The sequence below is a fragment of the Pseudomonas sp. NFACC43 genome (genome assembly GCF_900119645.1).
GTDB lineage: Bacteria > Pseudomonadota > Gammaproteobacteria > Pseudomonadales > Pseudomonadaceae > Aquipseudomonas.
In genome coordinates this window covers 97,275-118,168 of the sequence record NZ_FPKK01000001.1, presented here as the reverse complement: position 1 = coordinate 118,168, position 20,894 = coordinate 97,275, and the positions used below count along the sequence as shown (strand labels likewise).

Here is a 20,894-nt window from a genome sequence, read left to right as displayed (position 1 = left end):
CTGGCCTTGCCGGGGGCCTCGAAATGATCAAGACACCGTACTACCTCATCGACAAGCAAAAACTGCTGGCGAACATGCAGAAGATCGCCTACGTGCGCGAGCAGTCCGGGGCCAAGGCCCTGCTGGCGCTCAAGTGCTTCGCCACCTGGTCGGTGTTCGACCTGATGCAGCAGTACATGGACGGCACCACCTCCTCGTCGCTGTACGAGCTCAAGCTCGGTCGCCAGAAATTCGCTGGCGAGACCCATGCCTACAGCGTGGCCTGGGCCGACGATGAGATCGAGGAGATGATCGAGAATTGCGACAAGATCATCTTCAACTCCATCAGCCAGCTGCAGCGTCACGCCCAGGCTTGCGCAGGCAAGGTGCGCGGCCTGCGGGTCAACCCGCAAGTGAGCAGCTCCGACTACCTGCTGGCCGACCCGGCCCGTCCGTTCAGTCGCCTGGGCGAGTGGGACCCGGTCAAGGTCGAGGCGGTGATCGAGCAGATCAGCGGCTTCATGTTCCACAACAACTGCGAGAACGGCGATTTCGGCCTGTTCGACCAGATGCTGGGCACTATCGAGGAACGCTTCGGTCATCTGTTGCATAAGGTCGAGTGGGTCAGCCTGGGCGGCGGTATCCATTTCACCGGCGAGGGTTATGCCCTGGACGCATTCTGCGCACGCCTCAAGGCGTTCTCCGAGAAGTATGGCGTGCAGGTCTACCTGGAACCGGGCGAGGCGGCGATCACCCAGAGCGCTTCGCTGGAAGTCACCGTGCTCGACACCCTCTACAACGGCAAGCACCTGGCCGTGGTGGACAGCTCCATCGAAGCCCACATGCTCGATCTGCTGATCTATCGCCTGAACGCCAAGCTGGCGCCCAGCGAGGGCGAGCACACCTACATGGTATGCGGCAAGTCGTGCCTGGCCGGAGACATCTTCGGCGAATACCAATTCGATCGTCCGCTGGCCATCGGCGATCGACTGTCGTTCATCGACGCGGCGGGTTACACCATGGTCAAGAAAAACTGGTTCAACGGTTTGAAAATGCCATCCATCGTAGTGAAACAACTCGACGGTAGTGTCGAGGTGGTTCGTGAATTTGGGTTCGAAGACTATCTGTCCAGCCTCTCGTAACTGGCGCAAAGGAGAATTGAGAAAATTGAAGAAGAACGTTCTTATCATTGGTGCAGGAGGTGTCGCCAAGGTGGTGGCCCACAAGTGCGCGCAGCACAACGATGAACTCGGTCGTATTGCTATCGCGTCGCGCAACATCTCCAAATGCCAGGCCATCATCGACAGCGTCAAGGCCAAGGGTAGCCTCAAACAACCCGCTGAAATCAAGGCTTTCGCCCTGGACGCCCTGGACATCGAGGCGACCAAGGCGCTGATCCGCGAGACCGAATCGCAGATCGTCATCAACGTCGGCTCCGCTTTTCTCAACATGTCGGTGCTGCGCGCCTGCATCGATACCGGCGTGGCCTACCTGGACACCGCCATTCACGAAGAACCGGGCAAGATCTGCGAGACGCCGCCCTGGTACGGCAACTACGAGTGGAAGCACCTCGAAGAATGCCAGCAGAAGAACATCACGGCCATTCTCGGCGTGGGTTTCGACCCGGGTGTGGTCAACGCCTACGCGGCACTGGCGCAACAACAGTATTTCGACCGGATCGACTCGATCGATATTCTCGACGTCAATGCCGGTTCCCATGGCAAGTATTTCGCCACCAATTTCGATCCGGAAATCAATTTCCGCGAATTCACCGGACAAGTGTGGAGCTGGCAGAACAGTGAGTGGACCAGCAACACCATGTTCGAGGTCAAGCGTACCGACGACCTGCCGGTCGTGGGGTCGCAGAATCTCTACCTGACCGGTCACGATGAAGTGCATTCCCTGTCCAAGAACCTCGGCGTGCCCAACGTGCGGTTCTGGATGAGCTTCGGCGAGCACTACATCAACGTGTTCACCGTGCTCAGGAACCTCGGCCTGCTCTCGGAGCAACCGGTCAAGACCGCCGAAGGGCTGGAGGTCGTGCCGCTCAAGGTAGTCAAGGCCGTGCTGCCTGATCCGAGCTCCCTCGCGCCCGGCTACACCGGCAAGACCTGCATCGGCGACCTGGTCAAGGGCACCAAGGATGGCAAGCCGCGCGAAGTGTTCATCTACAACGTGGCCGATCACGAAGAAGCCTATGCGGAAACCGATAGCCAGGGCATTTCCTATACCGCCGGCGTACCGCCAGTGGCTGCCGCCTTGCTGGTTGCCCGTGGCGAATGGGACGTGCAGCGCATGGTCAACGTCGAGGAGTTGCCCGCCGAGGCTTTCCTCAAGGCGCTGGACGTGATGGGCCTGCCGACCCGCATCAAGGACGAACATGGAGACCGTCCCTGGAACTGAGACGCTTGAGATTCCCTGACCAGGTGAATCTCGTTTCTCGTACCTGGCCGTGAAAAAAATGGACCTCTGAAAAGAGGTCCATTTTTTTTTGCACGACCGCCAGGGCTCATTGATCGGGGAGCGGTAGTGACAACAGCCACTGGCTGAAGGCCTTCAGCGAGGGCAGGTGCTGGTAGCGGGACGGGTAGGCGAGGAAGTAGCTGCGCCCGCTTTCCATCGGTTCGGACAGGGCGACCAGTTCGCCGCGCTTCAATTCGTCCTGCACCAGGATGTGGGGGATCAAGCCGATGCCGATGCCTGCGGACACCGCCTGGATCAGGTGCGCCGTGAGCTCGAAGCCGGGGCCGGACCTCATGTGCCGGTGGTCCAGGCCATGGGCGTCGAACCAGTCCGGCCAGACGCTGGGCCTCGATACGACGTTCAACAGTACCTGTCCGGTGATGTCCTTGGGGGACAGGGTGCGATATTCGGGCAGTGCCGTGGGGCTGGCGACCACCACCAGTCTTTCCGGGAACAGTTCATGGGCGATGTAGCCGGGCCACTCGCCGTGACCGGCGCAGATGATCGCGTTCATGTCCTGGGTGGATGCCTGGACATCCTCGCGGATGATCCGGGAGTGGATGTGGACCAGTATCCCGGGATGCCGGGCATAGAACTCATGCATGCGTGGCAGCAGCCATTTCGAACCCAGGGTCGGCAGCACCGCCAGGTTCAGGGGGCCGTCGTTGCTGCTGTACGAAATGGCCTGCAATGTAGCGCTTCGAATGCGACCCAGTGCCGCCGTCAGTTCGTGCTGGTACAGGGCCCCGGCCGCCGTCAATTCGATCTTCCGACCCTCGCGCCTGAACAATTCGATTTCAAGTTGCGCCTCCAGGGTCTGCACCTGGCGACTGACAGCGCTCTGGGTCAATGCCAGCTCGTCGGCGGCCTTGGTGAAGCTGCCATGACGGGCGGCTGCTTCGAAGGCGATCAACAGCGACATCGAAGGCGTCAATCTTCTCGGGTTCATTCATAACGCTCATGCAAAACCAGCAGGAATTACGTTTGTCTCAAGGACCAATAGCCGCAAGAATCAGCGAAATCACATGCGCCTGTTCAGCTTGGCTTGTCCTGAGCATGCGTAATAAGAATGCATAGATTAGCTTTTAGCCTGCAGGAATCCCATCATGATTGCCCGGTTAGCGCCTTCCTCTGCCCAGGAAGCGACTTATGACGCTTTTTTGAACGCGCTCCAGGCTGCGGGGTTTCGCGGCGAGATCGCCCGCGACCTTGGCGACCGGACGGTCCTGGCCACCGACAATTCCATCTACCAGCGCCTGCCCCAGGCGGCAGTGTTTCCCCTCGACGTGCAGGATGTGCAGCTATTGTCGCGGTTGGCCGGCCAGGCCGAGCACAGCCAGGTGGTGCTCACGCCTCGCGGGGGCGGGACGGGCACCAACGGCCAGTCGCTGACCGATGGGGTGGTGGTGGACCTGTCCCGTCATCTGAACGGCATCCTGGAGATCAACGTCGAGGAGCGTTGGGTCAGGGTGCAGAGTGGCGTGGTCAAGGATCAGTTGAATGCGGCGCTCAAGCCCCATGGGTTGTTCTTCGCGCCGGAGCTCTCGACATCGAATCGCGCCACCGTCGGAGGCATGATCAATACCGATGCCAGCGGCCAGGGCAGTTGCACCTACGGCAAGACCCGCGATCATGTCCTTGAATTGTCGACGGTGTTGCTGGGGGGCGCCTGCTTCACCAGTTCGCCCATGGATGGGGCGCAACTGTCTGCGCTGGCCGGTCGCGGCGATCGGGTCGCGCAGGTCTACCAATGCGCCCTGGACATCGTCGCTACCCAGGCCGAACTGATCGAGACCACCTTTCCGAAACTCAATCGCTGCCTGACGGGCTATGACCTGGCTCACCTGCGTGAAGCCGACGGGCGCTTCAATCTCAACAGCGTGCTTTGCGGTTCCGAAGGCTCCCTGGGCTTTATCGTCGAGGCAAAACTCAACGTCCTGCCCATCCCCAGGCATTCCATCCTGGTGAACGTGCGCTATGCCGGATTCATGGACGCCTTGCGAGACGCCAAGGCACTGATGGCGATGAAGCCGCTGTCCATCGAGACCGTGGATTCCAAGGTGCTGATGCTGGCGATGAACGATATCGTCTGGCACGGCGTCGCCGAGTATTTCCCTGAAGACCCCGCCAGGCCGACGCTGGGGATCAACCTCATTGAATTCAGCGCAGACGACGAAGAGGCGCTCCAGCAGCGGGTCCACGAATTCGTGCAGCATTTGCAGCGCGATACCTCGGTGGTGCGCCTGGGCCATACGCTGGCCATCGGTGCCGATGCGCTCAAGCGGGTCTATGCGATGCGCAAGCGCGCGGTGGGCCTGTTGGGCAACGTCAAGGGCGAGGCCAGGCCGCAGCCGTTTGTCGAAGACACCGCTGTGCCTCCCGAAAATCTCGCGGATTTCATCCTCGAGTTTCGGGCCCTGCTGGACAGCCATGGCTTGCAGTACGGAATGTTCGGACACGTCGATGCCGGCGTGCTGCATGTGCGCCCGATCCTGGACATGAAGGACCCTGCCCAGGCGGCCCTGGTCCGGCCTGTCTCCGATGCCGTCGCGGCCCTGACCCAGAAATATGGCGGGTTGCTGTGGGGCGAACATGGCAAGGGCTTGAGGTCGCAGTATGTGCCGGACTATTTCGGTGACCTGTACCCGGCCTTGCAGGCGCTCAAGGCGGCTTTCGACCCCAACAACCAACTCAACCCAGGCAAGATCGCCACGCCGGCGACGGTTCCCGGCGCACGCCTGACTCGGGTTGACGAAGTGATGTTGCGCGGCGAGCTGGATCGGACCATCGATGAGCGCGTCTGGAAAAGCTATGACGCGGCGGTGCATTGCAACGGCAACGGCGCCTGCTACAACTTCGACCCCGATGACGCCATGTGCCCGTCGTGGAAAGCCACGCGCAATCGAGTCCATTCTCCGAAAGGCCGGGCATCGTTGATACGCGAATGGCTGAGGCGGCAGGGGCTGGAGGGTGTCGATGTCCTGGCGGCGAGCGACCGGCTGCGGGCCGCCGCCCCCTGGAGCATGGCCCGTCGCGCTATCAACAGCCTGGCGCAGAAAATGGGGCAGCGGGATTTTTCCCACGAAGTCTATGAGGCAATGGCCGGGTGCCTGGCCTGCAAGTCATGCGCGGGCCAATGCCCGGTCAAGGTGAACGTGCCGGAGTTTCGTTCGCGTTTCCTCGAGCTCTACCACAGCCGCTATCTGCGCCCCCTCAAGGACTACCTGATCGGGTCCCTGGAATATACGGTGCCCCATATCGCCAGGATGCCGCGCCTCTACAATTTCGTCATGGGCGCACGGCCGGTTCGCTGGGTACTCGAACGGGCCGCCGGGATGGTGGACAGTCCGCTGCTCAGCCTGGTGGACTTCACGGCCGCTTGTCGGACATGGGGCGTGGAGGCCGCGACGCCTGAACGTCTAGCCGCGCTGTCAGACGAGCAGCGAGAGAAAAGCGTCATCCTCGTCCAGGATGCCTTCACGCGTTTCTTTGAAACCCCGTTGCTGGTTGACTGGCTGGAATTGATTGCTCGGCTTGGCTACAAGGTCTACCTGGCCCCGTACGCGCCCAATGGCAAGCCGCTCCAGGTCCAGGGTTTCCTCAAGGCGTTCGAAAAGGCCGCCAACTTCAACGGGCAGACGCTGTCGAGCCTGCAGCACTACCGGATTCCATTGGTGGGACTCGATCCGGCGATGACCCTGGTCTATCGACAGGAATACACCAAGGCCGCGGGCGACGTGGCGCCTCGGGTGCTGCTCGCGCAAGAGTGGCTGGCCAGTGTAATGCCGCACACGCAGGTCGCGCAGACGGATGAGCCTTACCAGTTCCTTCCCCATTGCACGGAAAAGACCAACGAGCCGGGCAGTGTCGCGTTGTGGCAGAAGATATTCGAACGCATGGGGCTGACCCTTCAGGTCCCGGCCAGTGGCTGCTGCGGCATGTCGGGGACCTACGGTCACGAAGCACGCAATGCCACGACATCGGACACGATCTACGGACAGTCCTGGAAACCGCTCATCAAGCGGCTCAACCGCACGGGGCGAGTCGTTGCCGATGGGTATTCCTGCCGTAGCCAGATCAAGCGCCAGGAGGGCACAACGGTGCTGCACCCCCTGCAGGTCGTGTTGGCACGTGTGAAGGCGCTGTCGGACCTCACCTGACAGGCATCCGATCCCCCGGGGCTGCAATGGCCCCGGGAAACCCCTCGATCGCTTTGTATCTCTGTGTATCAGAACCCCACGTCGATACGGACTGTTTCCAAAACAGGCCGCCGTGACACATCCGCGATACCTCCCCAGCATTAAATGACCCCATCGAGACAGCGCAGGGCCGTCTGCCTCGGGCAAATCCGTTGGCAAACCGCTTCCAACCGATCTCACATTTCGAACCGCTGCCTGCCGTCCCCAAGGGAGATTCACCATGGCCACGACTCTGTCGAACCCGACCTTTTCACCGCGCCTTCGGCGGCTGCTCGCGCCTTCTGTCCTGGCGATTGCCTTGTTGCAACTGGGCGCTCTGGGGGCTGCCTCGTCGCAAGCGAACGCCGCTGAAGTGCCGGCAAGCACCGTCGGCGCCATTACGCCGGGCAGTCACACTTCGTTCGGATCGCTGAAGCATGTAAAGGCGGGGCTGCTGGAGGTTTCCTATGCCGAGGTCGGTCCCGTCGACGGGCCGGTGGTGATCCTGCTGCACGGCTGGCCCTACGACATCCACAGTTACGCCGACGTGGCGCCGGCGCTGGCGGAGAAGGGCTATCGGGTGCTGATTCCGTATGCCCGGGGTTATGGCGATACGCGTTTTCTTTCGGCCAGGACCGTGCGTAACGGTCAACCCGCTGCCCTCGCCAAGGATCTGATCGACTTCATGGACGCGCTGAACATCAAGCAGGCGGTGCTCGGCGGCTATGACTGGGGCGCACGCACGGCCGACATCGTCGCGGCGCTATGGCCGGAGCGGGTGAAGGCGCTGGTCGCCGTCAGTGGTTACCTGATCGGCAGCCAGGCGGCGGGCAAGGCGCCGCTGCCGCCGGCCGCCGAGTTGCAGTGGTGGTATCAGTTCTACTTCGCGACGGAGCGTGGTCGTCTGGGCTATGAGAAGAATACCCATGACTTCGCCAAGCTGATCTGGAAACTGGCCTCGCCCAAGTGGAACTTCGATGACGCCACCTACGACCGAAGCGCCGCCGCTTTGCAGAACCCCGACCATGCCGCCATCACCATTTTCAACTATCGCTGGCGCCTGGGCCTGGTCAAGGGCGAAGCCCGCTACGATGCGCTGGAGAAGAAACTGGCGACGTTCCCGTCCATCGGCGTGCCGACCATCACCCTCGAAGGCGATGCCAACGGGGCACCGCATCCGCCTGCCGAGGCCTATGCCAAGCGCTTCACCGGCAAGTACGAGTATCGCCTGATCAGCGGTGGCATCGGCCACAACCTGCCGCAGGAGGCCCCGCAGGCTTTCGCCCAGGCGGTGATCGATGCCGATCATCTGTGAGTGGGGTACAAGGAGATCGATGATGAAAATCCGATACCTGACCTTGCTGACTGCCGCCATGGCCACCTTCGCCGGCGTCGCCTTGGGCGACACGGGCGGCGGCGATGTCTCACCCATCTACGGCGTCAAGCTGCCCGACGGCTACCGCCAATGGGCGCTCGTGGCGCCGGCACAGGAGGCCGCGCCCTTGGACGAGCTCCGGGCCGTATTGGGCAATGACCTGGCGATCAAGGCCTACCAGGCGTCTACGCTGCCATTCCCCGACGGCACGGTGCTGGTCAAGCTGGCCTGGAAACACGTCCAGTCGCCGGAGTTCGAACCGGCGTCCATTCCCGGCGCGGCCACCACCGTCCAGGTCATGGTCAAGGACTCCAGCAAGTACGCATCGACCGGTGGCTGGGGGTTCGGTCGCTTCATCAACGGCAAGCCCGCCGATGAAGCACAGCACCAGACCTGCTTCGCCTGTCACCAGGCGCGCGTGCAGAACCATGACTTCGTCTTCACGCGATGGGCGCCATGACTCGATTCGTATCCTGTTCCGGCTGACCGCAGCCTGGCTGCCTGTTCACGGTAGCGGCCGGGGATGGTAGACGAGCCTGCCTTGGAAGCGTTTTCCATTCCAGGGCATCGACGGCGGCGGGGACAGGAATGCCCCGCCGCGCGGTCGATCAGAGCGATACCCGGCGAAGCCTGCCACTGAGTGGGACGATCTGATGGTCTGGCGTGGGCAACGGTCTTCCGATCAGGCCCATGCCTTCGCTTACCAGCACGGCGTGCTGCACCACACACAGGTTGGACGGGGTATCGAGATTCCGGGCCAGCACATCGACCTGGGCTGTCTGCAGATTGCAGCTCAACAGCCGGCCCGAGAACCGGGTGAAGCCACCATGCCGGACCTCGCCGTTCCAGTCGGGCAGCAGGGGTTGCTGCAGGCTGTCGCAGAGCTCCAGCACCAACACGTTCCCTCTCGGGCAGAGCGCCACGCCCGTGGGCAGTTGCAAGCCGCTGATCAGCCGTTCGATCTGCCCGCTGTCGGGGTGGACCCGAATGACCTGGCCGGCCTTGTCGGCGAAGTCGATGCCTCTGCGGCTTGGGTCGCCTCGCAGTTCGCCGGAAAACAGGCTGATCAGCACGGCCTCCGTCGCCGGTTCGTACACCAGGGTCACCGGTACGGCTTCCTGGCCTTGCGCCAGTTCGGGCAACTGGACCAACACGCGTTCGTCCTGTCCGATGACGAACTCCACCAACTGGTTGGTATCGGGTTTGACGGCCAGCCAACTGTGGCGAGAGGGGTGGTAACACAGCGCGTTCAGATTGCCGCGGCTGTGAAACACCGGTTCGGGCGGCGTGTATTGCAGGTCCAGCAGCCTTGATCCGTCGACGTAGTCGGTCTGGCTGGCCAGGCAGCGTCCCTCGCCGCAGGCGATATCCGACAGGCCCATGATTTCATCGCGCAACATGCGCGCCTGCATGTTCATGGCGCGCAAGCCGTCTGCCACGACCTCCGGCGGCAGATAGGCACCGGGTACATGGGGATCGGGACGCCAGCGCGTGATGCGACCGCTGAAGGTCTGCTGCGGCAGGCCGGAACCGGCCTCGGCCAGCAGCAGGCTGCCATCGACCTGCACGCAGACGCCGCGAGGGTTCAGCAGGCCCTCGGCGATGAGGGTGCTGGGGCGCAGGGTTTCGTTGGGCTGCGCCGGGATCTGGATGGGCATGGGGGCTCTCTCCATGGGGCAAGGGGGCGTGATCACTGCGGCGCTTGCCACGGTTCCCCGGTGAGGTAGGCCCGCAGCAGCGCCCGCTGGCAGGGCGACATGGAACGCACCACGGGCATGAACAATGTGGTGCCTTTGTAGGCGTCCGAGGTCCGGGCGAGAATGGCATTCTTCGCGCCCATGATTGCGTCGGGCTGGTTCAACGGGACGTAGCGCGACATCGCGGGGAAGGCCAGGTAATGGAAACGCAGGACGTTGGGATACATCAGCGGCCAGGTGATGGTGGTGCCCGTGGGGATGCCGAAATCGGTCTGGGCGTATTTGCGCATGTTGGTGAAGTAGGCACTGGCCGCACTGCCGTTGGCCGTGTAGGTCAGTGCGACGAAGCCCGCCTGGGCGGCGCTGTCCGGTTTGAGGGTGACGGGAAAACTGACCGACAACTGGCCGCTGTCCAAGGTGAGCGAGGCGGGGAAGTCGAGGAAGTCCCAATATTGCGGATCGGTATACACCGCAGAAGGTCCCGCTTGCAGGCCGATTTCGGTGGTGCTGGTCACCGGGCCGCCCAGGTAGCGGACTTGCAGGGTGATCGACAGTCCGTTGGGGTAGTCATCCAGATAGACGTTGCGCTGGTCGGCGTAGACCCGATAGGTCGATTCGGTGGCTTGCAGCGTTGTGGTGGCGACCTTGCCGGGCGCATTGATCGCCAGGGCGCTGGTTTGCACGGCCTGCTGCTGATCGAAGGTCATGGGCAGGTCGACGATACCGCCATAGACGTAGTAGTCGGACAGGAAGCGGCTGGTCGGTTCAAGGGTCGCCAGGGTGGTGGTGCCGGCGGTGAAGGTGACGGGGCCGTAGTCGGCGTTGGGCCCTATGGGGCTGGTGATGTCGTCCCGGACAGCCCGGAAGGTTTCCTTGGGGATGACGTTCACCATGTCGATGCTCAGGTAACCGTTTTTCTCCCCCAGTTCGGCGTAGCCGGTGCCCCCGGTCGCCTGGTTGACCAGTTGCCGGCCCGGCTGACAGTTCAGCGGCTCATCGGCGAAGGCCGGGGCCAATGTGCCGATGACCCGGCCGATGCTCGGGTTGGGTGTGTATTTGCCGGCGGCATAATCGGCGTCCAGTTGTTCGGTGGTCATCGTCGGGCACATCTCGAACATGACGAAACGCAGGACGATGCCCGTCGCCCCCGGCGCCTGGATGATCGAGCGCAACCCGGCGCTGTTCTGGTTCCAACTGACGATGCTGCTCAAGGGAAAGGTCAGCTGGAAGGTGCCGCTGGCGTGGAAGGAGCCCGGTGCGTCCATTGATTTGGGGAGCAGTACACGAACCGCCACGTCGAGACTGCTGCACACGGTATTGCTGTGGATCAGCAGTTGGATGTCACTGTTGCCGCCGATCTGCAGGCCACCAACGAAGATCTGCGTGGTCGTCGTTCCGGAGGGATCCAGGTCCACCATCATCGGGCCAGACACCGGCCCTTGGCCGGTCACCGGGTCCACCGAACCGAGCAGGTAGACCGGCTGGCCCACCAGATCGCCGGTGGTGCTGATGCCGCCTGGCGCGCCTTGGGAACTGATCAGGGCGTTCTGCATGTCGACGACGTGCTGCCCGTAGTGATTCCAGCCGCCGGCGGTGTAGTAGGTGCCGTTGGGGGCGTTGATCATGTCGTTCAACTGCTCGTCGGTATAGGACTGGGCCCCTGGCGCCAGGGTCGAAGTGGTCAGGTCGAACAGCGGCCACTCCTCGTTGCCGTTGTAGGGAATGGTGGGAGAGTTGTTCGGCAGGCTGACATCGGTGCGGATGCCGCCCCAGAAATTCAGTCGGGGTCCGTTCAGGATGCTCATGATCTATTTCTCGTCCTTGATGGATTTGATGACAGGCGAACTGGCGAATTTGAACAGATAGGAAAAATCGGATTTGTAGGGGCTCCTGACCGGTGTCGCCATGGAGTGGCAATTCATGCAGCTGCTGTTGGGCTGGATATAGCTTTCCATGGTCACGTTGGCCGAAAGCGACGGTGTCGGCTGGCCCAGGGGATTGCTGGGGTTGTCGGGCATCAGCGGGCGCTGGGTAGTGATGAGCTGGTAGTACTTGAGCACGCTTTTTTGCAGGCCAGGATCGGACTGGTAATTGGCGTTGACGCCGTTGGTCACGTCGGCAATCGGGGTGACCCGGTTCAATGGGTTCGGGGTCTGGAACGTCGTGCCGGCCTTGGGCACGCAGACCAGGTGCGTACCCTGGGTCTGCCAGTCGCAGGGCGACTGGTTGAGGCTGGTAACGGGCGCCGCGGCGTTGAAGTAGGAATAGGCCGTGCCTGCGGCCGGTTGATCGATCCACTTGCCGTTCACCAGTGCCTTGGGCGGTACGTTGTCGACCTGCTCGAAGGTCGACCAGATCCACTGCGGGTACCCGTTGGCCTTGGTAATGATGTGCAGCCCCACCAGGCCCAGGTACGCCTCGGTGACACCGGTGCGGCGGCCCTGGTCGTCGAACGTCGCGACGCGGGCAAACTGGGTCAGGTAGCGGCTGGCGTTGTCGCTGGACGTGAGGATGCGCCAGCTCGACTTGACCTCGATGACCCCGTTGGGAAAGGCGATGTTGCTGGCCTTGGAGACCACATCGGCGTTGTAGTACTGGTTGTCGACGATGTAGTCATAGGACGTTTCGTTGGCCGAGATATCGTAGTAGGTGGGGTTGCCTGCCTGGTCGATCAGCCAGCCACCGACGGCCTGGTCCACGGCGTTCACCAGCGAGCTGTTCTTCAGCGCGGCAATGTTGATGATGGCCAGGCTCTTTGCCCGCTGCGGGCTGTTCCACGGGCCGGGGTCGGTACCCTGGGGCAGGAAGATTTCTTCCACGCTCTTGTAGGTCTGCCAGACTGTGTAGCCGGGGTCCCCGGGTTGCTTGTTGCAATTGGGGTCGCCACGCTGGCCGTCCTGTGCCGGCCAGTTCAAGGCGATGAACATCTGCCAGCTGTATTGATCGAACAGATCCTGGCTGGCATTGGCGGCAGGCGCGGTGTTGGGGGGCTGGCAATTGAGGGTCGTGGTCGGCTTCGGCGTGTCCTGCTGGGACGGTGCCAGGGCGAGCGCAGGCAGGCTGACGACACTCAGTAGCATCGCGGTAAAACCAAGAGAAGTGTTCATGATAATGCTTCGTCCTTGATCAGGGTTTGCGCTGCATGAGCTTGTTCCATTGGGCTTTCTGGCCGTTGCTCCGGGACGCTGGCGGCTCGAATAACTGGCAGGGCGGCGGGTTTGACGGGCACATCGCTGCCACCTGGGCCCAGGTCTGGGCCGGGTCTGGCCTGGCGATGCGGAAGTTGGTGTAGTTCTGGCTGACGATGGGCGCATCGGCGACCTTGGCGTCACCGGAGAAATAGAATGACTGCGGATGCCGATAGGGCGGCTGCCCGGTCATTTTCCTGTAGAAGGCGTAACCGAAAAGGATGGGGCCCTGGGGAGAGTCAACGTCCACGGCGTAGGCCTGGACGCTGCCATCGAGGTGCTTGCTGCGCTCGGCGCTGTAGGGCAAGTGCTTGATGAAGTCTTGCCGGGGCGGATGGTTCATCGGTGAAAACATGCAGCAGGCCGGCATGTCGCTGGGGCGGTCCTGCGGGTAGGTCAGGAAGTACGCCTTGTTGCCCAGGGACACGAACGAGCAGGTGTAGTTGTTGTTCTTGATCGGGAAGATCGGCAGGCAGTATTTCTCGTAGTGCTCCATCATCGCACCGAAGCCGTCGCCATCGGCCGGAATGTACGTCGTGTCGTAATAGCTGGTGCCTCGCGATACGGTGTAGTCCGCCGGGGCAAGGGTGCTGGGCGGATCGCTATAGGGCGGCGGGTTCTTCTCGTAGTTGTGCATCACCCGGTACATGGTCCAGTCGCTGATCCAGAACGCGGGGAAGAATGGATCGGAAGGATCGCCCGGCGCGCGCCTGGCGATGCAGTTGCCGTTCTGTTCGTTGCAGCCCTCGTTGTTGTGGACCCCCATGGTGAAGTACACGGCGCTGCTGTCCTGTTGGGCAAAAAGCCCCGGACTGAACAACAGGATCAGTAACAACAGTCGGCTCAAGAGGCTGGCTTTCATATCGACACTCCTGTGAAGTGCCGGGTGGCGGGTTCGCCACCCGGTGATCCTCGGTGAACTCGTCAGAGGCCGTTGTAGTCACTCATGCTGAGTTTCCTGGGGGGGTAATTGAGTTTCACCAGACGCTTGGCCCACAGCTCCAATATGGCGCGACGGCTCTGGGACATGTCCCGGGTGATGGGCATCGCAAGGGTGCTGTGGTCCTGGTAATCCTTGCTGATCAGCAGGATCAGTTGGTCAACGGCGCCCTCCACGCGCGTCCGGGAATTGAGCGGCATGAACTTGTTCATGATGGGGTACAGGTAATAGAAGGTTTGCAGGATCTTGGGATAGATGAACGTGTTCCACAGTTGTTCCGGGGCATCCGTGTCCTCGTAGATGGCGTTCCAGGTGTCGACGAATTCCTGTTGCAACGGCATGTCCACGGGCAGCACCCGTATTGGCGCGAGGAAATCGACGAAGGCCTGGGTGAGTGGAAAGCTGAAGGGAATGACCGGTTTTTTGCCATTCTCCTGCACGAAGAAGCGCAAGGTAGGGAAACCCGGCGCCACAGCCCGGCAGCCTACCTGGGCGATGCCTTGGGCGTTGGTGGTGATAATGGCGTAGGAATAACTGACGCTGGCCTTATTGTCCTGCAGTGTACCGGTGCCAGTTTGGGGGTTTTCAAAGACCAGGCAGGGGCGCAGGTCGACGGCTATCGGTGTACCGGAAACTTTGAGAAAGTTCTGATAAGCAACCGGATTGCCTACGGGTTGAGACACGTCCTGCAGGTCGGTCAGCCCGCGACCGCTACCGGTGCTGCGATAGAGTGCGACCGGGGGCACGTCGGTGAACTGCGGCAGACAGGCGGTGTTCTGGGTGCGGTCCGGCGGGTTGTCGTAGAACAGCGTGAAGTCGACCGCGTTACTGAACGCCAGGTAATAGTTGCTGGTGGTCACCATGTAGGGATTGCCGTACTCCGCCACATACAACGTGGTGTTGGCAGCCGGCTGGCCGTTTTTCTGCACCATGATGCTCAGCGTCTTGCGGTCACCGACGTCGATGAAGCCGCCGCTCTCGATCACTTCGGCGGTCCATGTCTGCTGGGTGGCGGCGACGGTCTGGGGAGCGCTGTACAGGCCCAACTGACGCAGAATCAGCGGACCGGATTCCAATATGCCCTTGGTATAGTCATCGAGGGGAATATCGAGGATACCCGAGCGCTGGTTGAAGGCAGCCTGCTGGTATTGCGCGAAGCTCAAGATGACCGCCGGCTTGAATTTTCCATCCTTTTCGGCGCCCAGGTGGTAGGTACCGGCATTGAATTTTTCCGGGACGGGGATATCAGCCGTGTCATCCACGGGATAGCTCGGAAAGGTATTGCCCAGGTCAAGTGACAGGGTGTAGTCGTTAATCTGTGCCGAAATCACCCCCAACTTGACTTTTTTGGTCTCCTGGGAATGTGCTTTGCTCATCGACACCTCCTGATCGGGCACCAGGCGCAGCCCGGCAGGGGCGGTGGGGTATTCGTTGGCGAACCACAGCCCCAGGACTGCCGAGGTGCGGCTGTAGGCGGGGTTGAAGAAAATCTCGTTGACGTTTTTCAAGCCTTTGTTGTACAGGTCACGCACTTTCGCCATGACGTTCGGGTCGTTGGAGCGGGTGTTCACGCTCTGCGGGTAATCATTGAATATGCCGTTCCTGTCGTAGCAGGTCAGGTAGACGCAAAAGCGGAACATCAGGCCCTGTGCCCCTTGCTGCTCCATCTGCTGCTGGAGGTTGGCCAGCAGGGACGATTTGCCGATTACCCATTCCAGGTTCTCCTTGGGGAAGCAGGTCTGCCAGGTGGTGCTGACGTTCACCAGGCCACCCAGGGCTCCCCAACCGAAGTTCAGGAAACGGTCCATCATCCGGTACTTGCGGTTGAGGGTCAGGCCGCAGGACGTACCCCCCAGCACCAGTTTGTCGAAATACAATGCGGTGAACGTGTTCTGCCATGGACTGATATCCACGAAGCGCGCCGCAGTGGGGGTGGAGCTGCCCAGGGGGCTGCCGAGCAACTGGTAGGGCGCGCCCACCAGCGGATCATGGTCGATGTAAGTATTGGGCTGCAGTTCGCCGCCGATGACGGTCGACGTTGTTTTCCCGTAGTTCACCAGGCCGCAACCGTTATCGCCGAACAGATCCCATTCGGCCGGCATGTACGGGTCATGGTTCAGATCGACATTGCCTGGTACCTGCTGCACATAGGTCGGCATGTGAGCCATGTACTGCGTGGAGACGGTCCATGGCATCAGTCTGTCGGGGGCGTTGTGCTGGTCAATGCCGAAGTGCTTCACGAACGGCCAATTGATGTCCATCTTCACCGCGTCATACAGCGGGAACTTGTCGTTGTTATTGGCCGTTGGCGGGTTCCAGAACATCTCGCCGTTGAGGTAGATGCGGGGGAAATTCAGTACGCTCATGTCGTGCTCTCCTTAGCGTTGCCACTGGGCGCGTTTGAGCGACCAGACAAAATCCAGTTTGTTGTAGCCGGTGAAGTCCTTCTCCGACAGCGGCGTGGTGGGGTAGGTGAGCCCGCCCTGGGTCGGGATGGCGAAATTGAAATAACCGCTGTTCTTCGAGTAGGCGGCGGTGTCGTGGCAGGCCAGGCAGGACGATGTGTCCTGGAACGCCGATTCCAATTGCGAGTTCGCCAGGACCTGGGTAATGCGTTGGTATTCCACCCCGATCAGCTCGTACTTCGAGAGTCCTGGTTGACTGGCCTGGAATTGTGTATTGACCGGTATCGCAGCCGATGTCGGCCCGGTTTGGTTTTTCATCGGCGCCGATGGCTGGCCCTTGGTCACGGTGTACTTGGAGTTGTTGACGTTTTCGAAGGTGGTCCAGACCCAGCTGGAGGTCAGCTTGTTGACCACGTGCAAGCCGCTCAACGCCGCATAGCCGACCCTGTAGCCGGTGCCCACCGGGTAATAGGCCTGGGCGACATAGTAGCCGTCGCTTTCCAGCCTCTTCTTGTAGGCCATGTCCGCACCGATCCACAGCCAGGCGGCTTTCAACTCCCAGGCTGTAGCCGGAAAGTTCAGGCTGCTCGACAGGGCATCCTGACCGTTCATGTTGTAGACATTGTTCTTGACGATGTAGTTGTAGGTGTCCTGGCCCATCAGCAGTTGAAAACGCACGACGTGACCTTCTTGTGTGTCAGGCACGGCGGCACCACCCATTTCCAGACTCAGGCCGTCGACCTGCTGGGTGGCATTGAGGTTGTGCAGCACTCGGTTCGAGTTCAGACCCAGGGCGTTGGCTTGCCTGATCACCTCGTCCGGCAGCCGCATGCGACTGTCGTACGAACCGGGGTTGGCGCCGTTGGCCAGATAGACCTGGTCGGAGGGCTTGAACGACTCCCATTGACGGTTGTAACCCCGGGCGTCGGATTGGTTCAGGCAGACGAACCAGTTCCAGGCCATGGCCTCGGGGCTTTGTTTGAACGCTTTACGCGTCGCGTCAACATCTGTCCCGTAGGTGAGGAAGTCGCTGCAATTAAAGCTGTCGTTGTCCTGTGCCTGGGCCAAACCGGCCAGGGCACTGAGAACGGTTATGGAAATGGCTCGCCGCATGGAAGCTCCTTGGCATTGGCCGTGTCGGTAGGAGAGCGCCCCAGGAAGTGTTCCAGGAGCAGTTGCTTCACCGCCGTGGCCGCAAGGTGCTGGGGTAACGGCAGATCACAATTGGTGATGAGCAGCGGGCCGGTTTCCTCGCTGGTGGGCAGCCGGCCATGGCTGCCGCGAATCAGCCCGGTGTCCAGCGGAATCAGGTCCATGTAGTAGCGAAATCCGAGTTTTTTCTGCAACAGGCGGCGCGCCACCTTCAGCCTGGGAAAACGAATGGTGGGGTCGATGAACAGCTCCAGCGGGTCGTAGCCGGGCTTGCGATGGATGTCCACGGTGCGGGCGAAATCCGGTGCCTTGCGGTCGTCGAGCCAGTAGTAGTAATCGAACCAGTAGTCCGCCGAGGCGACAGCGACCAGCTCGCCGCTGCGCGGGTGATGCAGATGCCAGGTCCGTTGCTCGTCCTTATCGAGCACCTGCTCGATGCCCGCTTGCCGCTGCAGCAATGCCTTGACCCGTGGTATGTCCCGAGGCTGCTTGACGTAGATGTGTGCGACCTGGTGATCGGCCACGGCAAAGGCCGCGCTGGCGCCCGGGTCGAGCAGTTCCCAGCTCAGGGACTGGCGCACCTGCAACAGGCCCTGCGAGCGCAACAGGCGGTTGATGGACACCGACTGGTGGACGGCTTCGATCCCGTATTCGGAGAGCAGCATCACCGCCGCGCCTTGTGCCTGGGCAAACGCCAGCAGGCGACCCACTTCGTGGTCGATGGCGCGGACTTCATCGACGATGGACGGATCGTCGGGGCCGAGGCGTTGCAGGCTGTAGTCCAGGTGCGGCAGGTAGATCAATTGCAGGTCGGGCCGGTTGATCCCGAATTCGGCGATGGCGCAATCGACGATCCAGCGGCTCGAGGCGATGCCGGCCGCCGGCCCCCAGAAACTTTGGAACGGAAACTGGCCGATCTGCTGTTCGATCCGCTCATGCAGGCTCGCCGGCGAGGAGTACAGGCCGAACAGTTTGCGGCCGTCGGCGGGGTAGTGCGGACGGGGGGTGATGGCGGCGTCCACCTGCGCGTACATGTTGTACCACCAGAACAACTGGCTGCAGCGAAACCCGGGCAACTGGCGCTGCAGCGTCTGCCAGATTTTCTCGCCCTGGACCAGGGTGTTGGGTTGCAGCCAGAACCGCACTTCGGCCTGGTCGCGAAAATACCAGCCGTTACCGACGATGCCGTGCTCCGACGGTGCCTGCCCGGTCAGGATCGAGGCCTGCACCGTAGAGGTGACGGCCGGGAAGACCGGTTGCAGGTAGGCCATCCTGGCCTTCTGCAACAGGGCATTGATGTGCGGCGTCGCCGCGCCGAGCAGCGCCGGCGTCAGCCCTACCACATTGATCAGCAGCAGCGGTTGACGAGGGCGCTCAGCGTGCATTGGCGTACACCTCCCGGGCCTGGGAATGCAGCAACTGCCGGTGGCGCAATTGCTCTTCGACCCAATGCAGTTCCCTGGCGATGCCCTGGAGCTGGGCCTGGGCGGTGGTGGGTCGCAGTTGGGCAGGCAGCACGCCCCAACTGTAGGTCTCCACCTCGAGGACCGGACGAAAATCCCCATGGTCGGCAAGGTAGTCGAAGGTTCGCGACAGGGCGTTCTGGCTGCCGCTGAGCTCCGGCAACAGCAAGTGTTCGCTGAACAGCGGGATGTGGAAATGGATCCTCAGTTCGGCATGTTGCTGCTGCCGAGGGTCTGCGCAATCGCTGAGGGCAATGGGCAGGTCGGCCCAGGCCCTTAGACGCGCTTGCTCATCCTGAGCCTTCACTTGGTGCAGATAGGTGGTTTCGGCGAAGCCCCCCAAGGCGTCGAGCACCTGTTTGCGCCGATCGAGGGCCTGGGGCAGGCGACAGATCAAGGCATTGGACAGCTGGATCTTGCCGACGGGCACCCGGGCCTGACGCAACCGGTCCAGAGACTGGTAGCAGTCTTCGAAGACCACGGCCTGGTGGCACACGTCGAAACACAGTGCCAGATGGTCGTGGTGGGGGTCCCTGGCCTGCAGCCGATGGAAGAAGGCGATGGCCTGCCCGGTGTTTTCCAGCACACAGTCCGGCTCCATCTCCAGGCAGAACACGATCTTCTTGCCTGTCTCCAGGTGGAGCCTGGCGAGGGAAGCCGTGAGCTGGCGCAGCTGATGCTCGGCACGCTGCTGCAAATTCCCGTTCCAGTGGGCGGCGTAGCCCAGGGGCACGGTGGAGATGACACCTTGGGAACAGTCAGGTGGCAGCGCCTGGGCGAGGATCCGTGCCAGATTCACGCTGTATTCCAGTCGCCGCGGATCGGCCCAGTGGGGCTGGTAGACCTCGGCTTTCACTGCGCCCTGATGAAACTGGCCGTAGGGAAAGCCGTTGAGGGAGGTCAGGCGCAACCCGTTGTGTCGCAGCAGGTGGAGGAAGTCCCGGCGCGCCGACGCCTGCTGCAGTTCTCGCGCGGCGAGGGCGCTGATCCACAGGCCGCTGTCCTGTTCGTCGAGCCCGCGCAGCCTGCGAACGCCCTGGAAATGCTCCGCGATGGACGCACGCAGGCTGGCCAGGTCCGGTGTGGGGTGCACGTTGCTGCAATAACCGATCTGCGCGGCATGCCAACCGGTCTCGATCTTCATTTGACCACCGGTTCCTGGCCCCGCAGGGTCGAGTTGTCCTGCCATTGCTTGCGCTGGTCGATGGGCAGCGGGGTACCGACCAGGGTCTTGTCCAGTTGCCCGCTCTGGGCAAAGAAATCCACCGGGTTATGGAACAGCACCTGTTCCACCTGGGCCTCGCTGAAGCCGGCCGCGAGCATCGCCTCGCCGGTCTTGGGCACCTTGAGCGGGTCGCTGATGCCCCAGTCGGCGGCGCTGTTGACCACCATCTTTTCCGTGCCGTACTGCTGGAGCAACGCGACCATGCGCTGCTCCGACATCTTGGTGTTGGGGTAGATGGAATGGCCGCGCCAGCAGTCCGTGTCCAGCACCAGGGGCAAGGTCAGCTCGTTGAGGTGGTCGATGATCACCAGGTGTTCGGCGATGCCGATCTCGCGAATCACCGCCAGGGTGCGCTTGGTGCCGCCGATCTTGTCCCGGTGGGGGGTATGGACCAGCACCGGCAGGTTGAACTGCTTGGCCAGTTCCAACTGGGCGGCCAGGAAACGGTCTTCTTCGGGGGTAATGTCGTCATAGCCGATCTCGCCCACCGCCACCACGCCGTCCTTTACCAGGTAGCGTGGCAGGATCTCCAGCACCTCATTGGCCACCGAGAGGTCGTTGGCCTCCTTGGGGTTCAGGCCGATGGTGCAGAAGTGGTGGATGCCGAACATGCTGGCGCGAAAGCGTTCCCACCCCAACAGCGTGTCGAAATAGTCGATGAAGCTGCCGACGCTGGTCCTGGCCTGGCCTTGCCAGAACGCGGGCTCGATGACGCCGGTTATGCCGGCAGCCGCCATGTTCTGATAGTCGTCCGTGGTGCGGCTGACCATATGGATATGCGGGTCGAAATATTTAGGCATGATGCATCCTCATCAATAGAGCAGGGGAT

At 61.8% G+C, this 20,894-nt stretch carries 15 protein-coding genes; 5 read left to right on the top strand and 10 right to left on the bottom strand.

Features of this window, described 5'->3' with window-relative positions; translation table 11 throughout:
• Window positions 1–23: 23 nt before the first annotated feature.
• Both BT179_RS00455 and BT179_RS00450 read left to right on the top strand, forming a co-directional pair.
• Window positions 24–1,121: a carboxynorspermidine decarboxylase gene (locus tag BT179_RS00455; RefSeq protein ID WP_072430578.1), complete on the top strand. Its 1,098-nt coding sequence runs from the start codon at window positions 24–26 to the stop codon at window positions 1,119–1,121.
• A 25-nt stretch (window positions 1,122–1,146) separates the two neighbouring features.
• On the top strand, window positions 1,147–2,382 hold the full coding sequence (locus BT179_RS00450; RefSeq protein ID WP_072394732.1) for a saccharopine dehydrogenase family protein: 1,236 nt from the start codon (window positions 1,147–1,149) through the stop codon (window positions 2,380–2,382).
• 106 nt (window positions 2,383–2,488) lie between these two features.
• Here the strand turns inward: BT179_RS00450 and BT179_RS00445 are convergent, their stop codons facing one another.
• A complete protein-coding gene (locus BT179_RS00445; RefSeq protein ID WP_072394734.1) occupies window positions 2,489–3,391 on the bottom strand; it encodes a LysR substrate-binding domain-containing protein in 903 nt (300 codons plus the stop codon).
• 157 nt (window positions 3,392–3,548) lie between these two features.
• Between BT179_RS00445 and BT179_RS00440 the strand changes: the two genes are divergently transcribed.
• The 3 genes from BT179_RS00440 (at window position 3,549) to BT179_RS00430 (ending at window position 8,455) form a co-directional block, all read left to right on the top strand.
• Complete coding sequence (locus BT179_RS00440; RefSeq protein ID WP_072430516.1) at window positions 3,549–6,602, top strand: D-2-hydroxyglutarate dehydrogenase YdiJ; 3,054 nt, start codon at window positions 3,549–3,551, stop codon at window positions 6,600–6,602.
• Between the two features lie 259 nt (window positions 6,603–6,861).
• A complete protein-coding gene (locus BT179_RS00435) occupies window positions 6,862–7,935 on the top strand; it encodes an alpha/beta fold hydrolase (protein ID WP_072430517.1) in 1,074 nt (357 codons plus the stop codon).
• Between the two features lie 22 nt (window positions 7,936–7,957).
• Complete coding sequence (locus BT179_RS00430) at window positions 7,958–8,455, top strand: cytochrome P460 family protein (protein ID WP_072394740.1); 498 nt, start codon at window positions 7,958–7,960, stop codon at window positions 8,453–8,455.
• Window positions 8,456–8,603: 148 nt separating this feature from the next.
• On the opposite strand, the gene BT179_RS00425 is transcribed toward BT179_RS00430, so the two are convergent.
• The 9 genes from BT179_RS00425 to BT179_RS00385 form a co-directional block, all read right to left on the bottom strand.
• Window positions 8,604–9,653 carry a hypothetical protein gene (locus BT179_RS00425; RefSeq protein WP_072430518.1) on the bottom strand — a complete coding sequence of 350 codons (1,050 nt, stop codon included), beginning with the start codon at window positions 9,651–9,653 and terminating at the stop codon, window positions 8,604–8,606.
• Between the two features lie 32 nt (window positions 9,654–9,685).
• Complete coding sequence (locus BT179_RS00420) at window positions 9,686–11,497, bottom strand: hypothetical protein (RefSeq protein ID WP_072394743.1); 1,812 nt, start codon at window positions 11,495–11,497, stop codon at window positions 9,686–9,688.
• Between the two features lie 3 nt (window positions 11,498–11,500).
• Window positions 11,501–12,799 (bottom strand): hypothetical protein, encoded by a 1,299-nt coding sequence (locus tag BT179_RS00415; protein WP_072394745.1) that lies wholly within the window; start codon window positions 12,797–12,799, stop codon window positions 11,501–11,503.
• A gap of 19 nt (window positions 12,800–12,818) precedes the next feature.
• The gene (locus tag BT179_RS00410) at window positions 12,819–13,742 is read right to left on the bottom strand and encodes a hypothetical protein (RefSeq protein ID WP_072430519.1); all 924 of its coding nucleotides are present in this window, start codon (window positions 13,740–13,742) and stop codon (window positions 12,819–12,821) included.
• 62 nt (window positions 13,743–13,804) lie between these two features.
• Window positions 13,805–16,186, bottom strand: a complete 2,382-nt coding sequence (locus BT179_RS00405; RefSeq protein WP_072394749.1) for a hypothetical protein — start codon at window positions 16,184–16,186, stop codon at window positions 13,805–13,807.
• 12 nt (window positions 16,187–16,198) lie between these two features.
• On the bottom strand, window positions 16,199–17,338 hold the full coding sequence (locus tag BT179_RS00400) for a hypothetical protein (protein ID WP_072430520.1): 1,140 nt from the start codon (window positions 17,336–17,338) through the stop codon (window positions 16,199–16,201).
• Window positions 17,317–18,762, bottom strand: coding sequence for an alkaline phosphatase family protein (locus tag BT179_RS00395; RefSeq protein WP_072430521.1), 1,446 nt, complete (start codon window positions 18,760–18,762; stop codon window positions 17,317–17,319). Before BT179_RS00395 ends, BT179_RS00400 begins: the two co-directional genes overlap by 22 nt.
• Window positions 18,752–19,984, bottom strand: coding sequence for a metabolite traffic protein EboE (gene eboE / locus BT179_RS00390; protein WP_072430522.1), 1,233 nt, complete (start codon window positions 19,982–19,984; stop codon window positions 18,752–18,754). The genes BT179_RS00395 and eboE overlap by 11 nt, the downstream gene beginning before the upstream one ends.
• Complete coding sequence (locus tag BT179_RS00385) at window positions 19,981–20,865, bottom strand: TatD family hydrolase (RefSeq protein WP_072394757.1); 885 nt, start codon at window positions 20,863–20,865, stop codon at window positions 19,981–19,983. The genes eboE and BT179_RS00385 overlap by 4 nt, the downstream gene beginning before the upstream one ends.
• Window positions 20,866–20,894: the final 29 nt, after the last annotated feature.